Below are 7,064 nucleotides of genomic sequence, written 5' to 3' on the forward strand. Positions count from 1 at the left end.
CCCAACCCGTGCTTGTTTTGCCCCGCCCGTTCGCCGGCCGCACATTGCCTTTCATGAGGCTCCGCGAATACAAGGCCCCGAACGCCTGATATGGGCTAAGGTTCCAACCTCGGCGGATCACGAAATAATTCCCGGGGGGCCACGCGGCTTGCTCTATTGCCCGGTCGTCAGCACCAGCGTCGTTACAGGGTTTCGCGCTTCAACCCGCTCCAAACACCGATCCGAAATGTTCGGCCGTCTCGCGGTGGCGCATTCCGGGGCGGTGACGGGTTCGCCGCGCTGCACGTCGGCGGCCTGGGTCGCCGTGGATGCGAAAAGAACCGTCTGCGTTGTCAGAGCGGAAAAAACGGCAACCTGGAACAGCACGGCGGCCAAAGCGATCTTCTTGAGCATGCGATGCAACGCGCCGGCAGGCTTCAGGTTCCCGCTGGTCATTTTTCATGTCGCGGCCTGGCACGGTGACGATGCGGCAGAAGCCAAGCCGGCACGCCTTGAAGAAAGAACTAATCTAGGAAAATCATCGGTTTATTGGCGATCCCGACAGGATTCGAACCTGTGACCATCGGCTTAGAAGGCCGGTGCTCTATCCAGCTGAGCTACGGGACCGCTGGCCGGCCAAGTGGCCGGCTGGATATCTGGCGCTGGCGCCGTTCAATGCGTCCAGGGCGTCCTGCGGTCATAGCGGAAATTCTCCGCATAGGAAATCTGGCGGCGCTTGGTCTCTTTCGGCTCCTCGACACGGAAGGCAAGCCCTTCCTTTTCGGCGTAGGCCACGGCCTCTTCGCGCGTCTCGAAGGTCAGCCTGATCTGGCTTCTCATGTCTCCCGACGTTGTATAGCCCATCAAGGGATCGATCTTCTTGCGCATCTCGGGGTCGAATTCCAGCACCCAGTGGCCGGTCTTGGCCGTGCCGGATTGCATCGCGGTTTTGGCTGGACTGAAAATGCGCGCGGACATGGCCACCTCATGGTTGTGCAAGACAGCATCGCCGCCCCTTCGCCCGTCATTACTGCGCAATGCGCATGGCGGCAAGGTTTTTGCACTTGCCATGTAACACCGAAATGAATAGGCAACAGACCGTTCGGAGTGTAGCGCAGGCTGGTAGCGCATCTGGTTTGGGACCAGAGGGTCGGGAGTTCGAATCTCTCCACTCCGACCATCCCCTTATGTATCCGGCGCGATCTAGGCGCCTTGCCCGCCAGGAGAGCCTGGACCACGGCCGCCGCCTTTGTCGTGCCCTTGATCGGGCGATACGCGCTCCGGCCTTCCCATGCGACGATAGTGGATAGATTGGACCCCAACAGCACGCGAAGGCAAGCTCGCCGGGCGAGAACCCCAAAACTCAATCCCGGCGAGCCTACAACCTGATTTGGAACGCAATCAGGACCGGGGTCAGCCGGCAAGCTGGTGCAGCAAGATGGATGCCAGTCGCTCTTTCCCAAAATGGGACACGCGTTCACGGTTGTTTGAGGTTTCCTAAATCTCGAACGCGCCCTGCCCCTCATCCATCGCGCTGACCGTTTCGGCGGCGAGTGCGCGCGTGATCGGTATCTTACGCTCGAGGGCGATGCGATCGAGCCGCTCCACCACCCGCATGGCCGTGCCGAGCGAGCGTTCGATGCGCCGCACCAGATACTGCACGACATGCGGTTCGACCTCGACCTGGCGGTCGGCGAAAAGCTTGGTGATGACACCCGCCAGCAGCAGGTCGTCGGGCTCGTGGATCTCGACTGTAGCCGCCGCCTTCAACCGCGAGGCCAGATCGGGCAACGATACACCCCAGGCCGAGGGAAAACGTCGTGCCGTCAACAGCAGCGTCGAGCCGGCGCCGCGCACCGCATTGATCAGATGGAACAGCCCTTGTTCGTCGACCGCGCCGGCATCGACATCGTCGATCAGCACCGGCCGGGCGCCGAGGCCGGCGATGCTCTCGCGGATGCGCCGGGCATCGACGGCGACCGCGTTGGCACGCGTACGCCAGATGGCGGCAAGATGTGTCTTGCCGGAGCCGGCGGGACCTGCGAGCACCACCACCGGCGAGGGCCAGTCCGGCCAGCGGTCGACCAGTGCCGCCGCCTGGTTGTTGGTGCCGGAGACGACGAGTTCGTCGCGCGAATAGCCTGTCCCGTGGCCGAGATCGAGCGGCAGCTGGCGCGGCGGATCGGTTCGCTGGGCGGTCACTTCGAGCGACGTGGTTGGGTGCGGTGGCCGCCGCCACGATCGGCCGGCAGCGGCGGCGCGGCCTCCGTCGCGTGGCCCTTGTAGAGCGGCGATTCGAGATAGCGTGCGATGGCGAAGCGCACCAGAACGGCGACGGCGGCGGAAGCCGGCACCGCGATCAGTAGACCAACAAAACCGAACAGCGCGCCGAAGGCAAACAGGGCGAACATCAGCCACACCGGATGCAGGCCGACGCTTTTGCCCACCAGCCTGGGCTGCAGGATGTTGCCCTCGATGAACTGGCCGATGAAGAAGACCACAGCGACCGCGACGATCATCGTCCAGTCCGGCCAGAACTGCACGAAGGCGACGCCGACCGCCAGCACCAGCCCGGTCAGCGAGCCGACATAGGGGATGAAGGAGATCAGCCCGGCGAACAGGCCGATCAGGATAGCGAAGTTCAGCCCGGTCAGCGTCAGGCCGGTGGCGTACATGGCGCCCAGCACGAGGCAGAGCGTGCCCTGCCCGCGCACGAAACCGGCGGTCGCCGTGTTGACGTCGCGCGCTATGGCGCGCACGGTCGCGACGTTGTCGCGCGGCACCCAGCTGTCGATGACCGCCACCATGCGGTCCCAGTCGAGCAGCATGTAAAAGGCAACCACCGGCGTCACCACGAACAGGCTGACCACCGAGACCAGCGCCACGCCCGAACTCCAGATCGAGGTGAAGACCGTGGTGAGCAGGCCGAACCCCGAGGTCAGCAGCGAATTCAGCCCATCGCGCAAACCATTGGCGTTGACGCCGAATTTCTGCTCCAGCCATTTCGGATCGAAGGAGGTGATCAGGCTCTGCAGCCGGGTCAGGTATTCCGGCAGTTTGCCGGCGAAGTCGGCCATCTGCGTCGCCAAGACCGGAATGAGGATGACAAAGGCCAGCACCAACACGATAAGGAAGGCGATCAGGATGACCACCGTCGCCATCAAACGCGACAGGCCAAACCGCTGCAGCCGGTCGGCGACCGGATCGAGGAAATAGGCAAGCACCATGCCGGCGACGAAGGGCAGCAGGATGTTGCTGAATATATAGAGGAACAGCGCAAGTCCGGCGACGCCGGCTACCCAGAAGAAAATCTGCCGGCGGAACGCGGAGGCCGCGGCAAGATCGGCAGCCGCGGCCTCGATCACCGCCGCTTCTTTCTCAGATGTCCGGATTGGTGCCTTCGCCATAGCCGCTCATATGCCTCAGCCAAGCCACGAGATAGGCTGCGGCCGAAGCCACGGTCAAGACCCCGGACAGCAATATGAGGGCTGGCCGCAGAGGGTCGAGGTGCAGGGCAAAGGCAAGCTCGCCCAGCACGACCGCCGCCAGCACGATCTGGACGGCGGTATTGGCTTTCGACACCAGGAATGGCTTGATCTCGACCGGATGCGCCATCACCGTGGACAACAGGACCGCGCAGACGATCAGCGCATCGCGCGACACCACGGTGACGACCAGCCAGAGCGGCAATTGCCCGATGAAGCCCATGACGACGAACACCGAAACCAGCAGCAGCTTGTCGGCCATCGGATCCAGATAGGCGCCGAGTTCGGACTGCTGGTTGAAACGGCGGGCGATGAAGCCATCGACGCCATCCGAGACCCCGGCGATGACGAAGCCGGCAAAGGCCCAGTCCCAGCGGGCCTGCAGCATGGCCAGCACCACGCCAGGCACCAGGAGAAGGCGCAGGATGGTGATCAGATTGGGGATGGTCAACTCATTGTCCCGCCATGGGCTGTTTGGAGATAGATGAAGGAGATGGCGAGCCGCCACAAGGGACAGTTCGTTCCAGGCGCGAGCGCCAAACCCGATGCCATTCTATCCACGCTTTTGTCAGGTCAAATGGCGCTCGGCTCGGCCGTTATCCTTGCAGACCGAAACCGTTCATGCGAAGAGCCCGCAAACGAGCAGGAAAATTGCGATGAGCAAGCGCGACACAAGCCAGCCCAAAACGGGCCAGGCCAAAACGAGCAAGCGCAGAAACGGGCTCACTTATGCCGAGGCCGGCGTCGATATCGATGCCGGCAATCTCATGGTCGAGAAGATCAAGCCGCTGGTGCGTGCCACGCGCCGGCCGGGTGCGGATGGCGAGATCGGCGGTTTCGGCGGGTTGTTCGACCTCAAGGCGGCCGGCTTTACCGATCCGGTGCTGGTCGCCGCCAATGACGGCGTCGGCACCAAGCTCAAGATCGCCATCGACGCCGGCAAGCACGACACGATCGGCATCGACCTCGTCGCCATGTGCGTCAACGATATCGTCGTGCAAGGGGCTGAACCGCTGTTCTTCCTCGACTATTTCGCCACCGGCAAGCTCGACCCCGACCAGGGTGCGGCGATCGTCGGCGGCATCGCCGAAGGCTGCAGGCAGGCCGGTTGCGCGCTGATCGGCGGCGAGACGGCGGAAATGCCCGGCATGTATCACGGCAAGGACTATGATCTCGCCGGCTTTGCAGTGGGCGCGGCCGAACGTGGCCAGCTTTTGCCCACCGACGACATCGTCGAAGGCGACGTGCTTTTGGGCCTCGCTTCGTCGGGCCTGCATTCGAACGGTTTTTCGCTGGTGCGCCGCATCGTCGCCGCCAGCGGCCTGGCGTGGAGCGATCCGGCGCCGTTCAACGACGAGGCGACGCTGGCCGAGGCGCTGCTCGAACCGACCCGCATCTACGTCAAGTCCATCCTCAAGGCCATTCGCAACACGCATGGCATCAAGGCGCTGGCGCACATCACCGGCGGCGGTTTCCCGGAAAACATTCCGCGCGTGCTGCCCAAGGATTTTTCGGCCGAGCTCGACCTGGAAGCCATCGACGTGCCGGCGGTGTTCTCGTGGCTGGCCAAGACCGGCGGCGTGGCGCCGGAAGAGATGATGCGCACCTTCAATTGCGGCATCGGCATGATCCTGGCGGTCGCCTCCGGTCAGGCGGCTCAGGTCGCCGCCGTGCTGCAGGAAGCCGGCGAGACGGTGACGCCAATCGGCCGCATCGTGCCGCGCCGCGATGCCGGCGTCATCTATCGGGGCTCGATCGGCCTATGAGCATGCAGCGAAAACGCACCGTCGTCCTGATATCGGGACGCGGCTCCAACATGACCGCGCTGATCGCTGCGGCCAGCGACCCGGCCTTTCCGGCCGAGATCGTCGGCGTGATTTCAGACAAGGCCGATGCCGCCGGCCTCGGCATCGCCAAGGCGCGCGGCATCGCCACGCAGGTCATTGCCCGCGCCGACCATGGCAGCAAGCAGGCGCATGACACGGCGATCGACGCCGCACTCACGGCCTTCAATGCCGATATCGTGGCGCTGGCCGGCTACATGCGCATCCTCTCCTCCGGCTTCGTCCAGAAATGGCAGGGCCGGATGATCAACATTCACCCTGCCCTGCTGCCGGCATTCAAGGGCCTCGACACCCATGCGCGTGCGCTGGCCGCGGGCCTGCGCATCCATGGCTGCACGGTGCATTTCGTCACGTCGGAAATGGATGATGGCCCGATCATCGCCCAGGCCGCCGTGCCGGTGATGGTCGGCGACAATGCCGATACGCTGGCTGCCCGGGTGCTGAAGGCCGAGCACCGGCTTTATCCGCTGGCGCTGGGCCTGGTCGCCGAAGGCAAGGCGCGCATGGAGGCCGGCCGCACGCTGCTCGCCCACTTTGCCGACGATGCCGACAACGCCACCTCGGTGGTGATGGCGCCCGACCCGCTGCGCGAGGAAGCCGATCTGGAGCACCTGGCGCGGATAACGCCCTGAGCCGAGGCCAATGGACGTTTTCGATGCTGCGATCCGGATGCAAGGCGACCTGGTCGGCGTTTTCGAATATGACGAAGCGGGGGACCCGCAAAACGCCACAGCAGATTTCTATCTCTGCAAAATGCTGAGCAAGGTCGTCGGGCCAATCATCGGCACAATACATATTCGATCCGGAGCCTGGTCGATCACCGAAACCGACATCATCGTTAAGTGGGACAACGGTGAACGGCATGCCGGCCTATTCATCCATGGCCAGTTGGCGGCGGCCTTCGATATCGAGGCCGGCACGAGGCACGGCGGTGGATATGGCAAGGACTTTCATGCCGACATTCCTTGGTCGGACGCAAATTGATGAAGCAGTTGCTCCTTCTTCGCCACGCCAAGTCGAGCTGGGGCGACCCTGCTCTCGATGATTTCGACCGGCCGCTGGCCGAACGCGGACTGAGGGCGGCCAAATTGATAGGGCGGGAACTGGAGGCGCGCGACTGGCTGCCGGATCTGGTGCTGGCGTCGTCGGCTCTGCGCACCCGCGACACATGGCGGCTGGTCGCCGCGGATTTGCCGGCACGACCCCGGGTTGTGTTCGCCGAAGCGCTCTACGAGGCTTCGGCGGCGGATATACTAAGCCAGATTCGTGAAGTCGACCCATCAAGCGGCTGTCTGGTGGTGGTTGGCCACAATCCGGGCCTCGAAGATCTGGCGAAACAGCTTGCCGGATCAGACTCGGAGACCAAGGCCCAGAAGAGGCTGGAGGAAAAGTTCCCCACGGCAGCCATCGCGCGCTTTGTCTTCGACGGCGACTGGTCGGGGCTGTCGATCGCGCGGCTGACGCATTGCCTGCGCCCTAAGGATCTGAGCTAGCCGTCCTGCCGGGCATGCGGCGGGCAAGCCCGCCGCGCCGGAGACCTCAGTTACCCCAGATGCCCTGGCCGGGTTCAGGCCAGTCGGTGGCGGCCTTCATCCTGGTATCGGCTGCCTTGTGCCCGGCCATATCCGCGTCCTTTACCGCGCCGGTGGCGGCATGATCCACGCCGGCAATCGAGGCAACCGGCTGGTTGGCATTGTCGGAGCCATAATGGTCACTGCCGGCAAAGGCGCCGCCGGTCGCGAGGACAATGGCGGTT

Annotated in this window: 10 protein-coding genes and 2 tRNA genes; 5 read left to right on the forward strand and 7 right to left on the reverse strand. The window is 64.0% G+C overall.

Annotation, left to right across the window (positions count from 1 at the left end; all coding sequences use genetic code 11):
- Positions 1 to 153 precede the first annotated feature (153 nt).
- From C1D09_RS31850 to C1D09_RS31860, 3 genes are all read right to left on the reverse strand, one after another.
- Positions 154 to 393, reverse strand: a complete 240-nt coding sequence (locus C1D09_RS31850; RefSeq protein WP_246135953.1) for a hypothetical protein — start codon at positions 391 to 393, stop codon at positions 154 to 156.
- 136 nt (positions 394 to 529) lie between these two features.
- Positions 530 to 606, reverse strand: a tRNA-Arg gene (locus C1D09_RS31855).
- Positions 607 to 651: 45 nt separating this feature from the next.
- On the reverse strand, positions 652 to 957 hold the full coding sequence (locus C1D09_RS31860) for an ETC complex I subunit (protein ID WP_143977899.1): 306 nt from the start codon (positions 955 to 957) through the stop codon (positions 652 to 654).
- 125 nt (positions 958 to 1,082) lie between these two features.
- On the opposite strand from C1D09_RS31860, the gene C1D09_RS31865 reads away from it, so the two are divergent.
- Positions 1,083 to 1,159, forward strand: a tRNA-Pro gene (locus tag C1D09_RS31865).
- A 317-nt stretch (positions 1,160 to 1,476) separates the two neighbouring features.
- Here C1D09_RS31865 and hdaA read toward each other — a convergent pair.
- The 3 genes from hdaA to C1D09_RS31880 are packed head-to-tail and all read right to left on the reverse strand — an operon-like array spanning position 1,477 to position 3,915.
- On the reverse strand, positions 1,477 to 2,181 hold the full coding sequence (gene hdaA, locus C1D09_RS31870) for a DnaA regulatory inactivator HdaA (RefSeq protein ID WP_143977900.1): 705 nt from the start codon (positions 2,179 to 2,181) through the stop codon (positions 1,477 to 1,479).
- Positions 2,178 to 3,386, reverse strand: coding sequence for an AI-2E family transporter (locus tag C1D09_RS31875; protein ID WP_143977901.1), 1,209 nt, complete (start codon positions 3,384 to 3,386; stop codon positions 2,178 to 2,180). Before C1D09_RS31875 ends, hdaA begins: the two co-directional genes overlap by 4 nt.
- Complete coding sequence (locus C1D09_RS31880) at positions 3,358 to 3,915, reverse strand: CDP-alcohol phosphatidyltransferase family protein (RefSeq protein ID WP_143977902.1); 558 nt, start codon at positions 3,913 to 3,915, stop codon at positions 3,358 to 3,360. Before C1D09_RS31880 ends, C1D09_RS31875 begins: the two co-directional genes overlap by 29 nt.
- Positions 3,916 to 4,120: 205 nt before the next feature.
- Between C1D09_RS31880 and purM the strand changes: the two genes are divergently transcribed.
- The 4 genes from purM to C1D09_RS31900 are packed head-to-tail and all read left to right on the forward strand — an operon-like array spanning position 4,121 to position 6,801.
- On the forward strand, positions 4,121 to 5,230 hold the full coding sequence (gene purM, locus C1D09_RS31885) for a phosphoribosylformylglycinamidine cyclo-ligase (protein WP_143977903.1): 1,110 nt from the start codon (positions 4,121 to 4,123) through the stop codon (positions 5,228 to 5,230).
- Positions 5,227 to 5,940, forward strand: a complete 714-nt coding sequence (gene purN / locus C1D09_RS31890; RefSeq protein WP_143977904.1) for a phosphoribosylglycinamide formyltransferase — start codon at positions 5,227 to 5,229, stop codon at positions 5,938 to 5,940. The genes purM and purN overlap by 4 nt, the downstream gene beginning before the upstream one ends.
- Before the next feature lie 37 nt (positions 5,941 to 5,977).
- Positions 5,978 to 6,292, forward strand: coding sequence for a hypothetical protein (locus C1D09_RS31895; RefSeq protein ID WP_246135954.1), 315 nt, complete (start codon positions 5,978 to 5,980; stop codon positions 6,290 to 6,292).
- The gene (locus C1D09_RS31900; protein WP_143977906.1) at positions 6,292 to 6,801 is read left to right on the forward strand and encodes a SixA phosphatase family protein; all 510 of its coding nucleotides are present in this window, start codon (positions 6,292 to 6,294) and stop codon (positions 6,799 to 6,801) included. The genes C1D09_RS31895 and C1D09_RS31900 overlap by 1 nt, the downstream gene beginning before the upstream one ends.
- A 46-nt stretch (positions 6,802 to 6,847) precedes the next feature.
- Here C1D09_RS31900 and C1D09_RS31905 read toward each other — a convergent pair whose 3' ends face one another.
- Complete coding sequence (locus C1D09_RS31905) at positions 6,848 to 7,057, reverse strand: DUF680 domain-containing protein (protein WP_246135955.1); 210 nt, start codon at positions 7,055 to 7,057, stop codon at positions 6,848 to 6,850.
- Between the last annotated feature and the right edge of the window lie 7 nt (positions 7,058 to 7,064).

The organism is Mesorhizobium intechi (assembly GCF_002879535.1).
Classification (GTDB): domain Bacteria; phylum Pseudomonadota; class Alphaproteobacteria; order Rhizobiales; family Rhizobiaceae; genus Mesorhizobium; species Mesorhizobium intechi.

Excerpts from the sequence above, each read along its gene's own strand:
- C1D09_RS31860 (WP_143977899.1), bottom strand. The coding sequence starts at position 957 with ATGTCCGCGCGCATTTTCAGTCCAGCCAAAACCGCGATGCAATCCGGC.
- C1D09_RS31875 (WP_143977901.1), bottom strand. The coding sequence starts at position 3,386 with ATGGCGAAGGCACCAATCCGGACATCTGAGAAAGAAGCGGCGGTGATC.
- C1D09_RS31895 (WP_246135954.1), top strand. The coding sequence starts at position 5,978 with ATGCAAGGCGACCTGGTCGGCGTTTTCGAATATGACGAAGCGGGGGAC.
- purM (WP_143977903.1), top strand. The coding sequence starts at position 4,121 with ATGAGCAAGCGCGACACAAGCCAGCCCAAAACGGGCCAGGCCAAAACG.
- C1D09_RS31900 (WP_143977906.1), top strand. The coding sequence starts at position 6,292 with ATGAAGCAGTTGCTCCTTCTTCGCCACGCCAAGTCGAGCTGGGGCGAC.
- C1D09_RS31850 (WP_246135953.1), bottom strand. The coding sequence starts at position 393 with ATGCTCAAGAAGATCGCTTTGGCCGCCGTGCTGTTCCAGGTTGCCGTT.
- purN (WP_143977904.1), top strand. The coding sequence starts at position 5,227 with ATGAGCATGCAGCGAAAACGCACCGTCGTCCTGATATCGGGACGCGGC.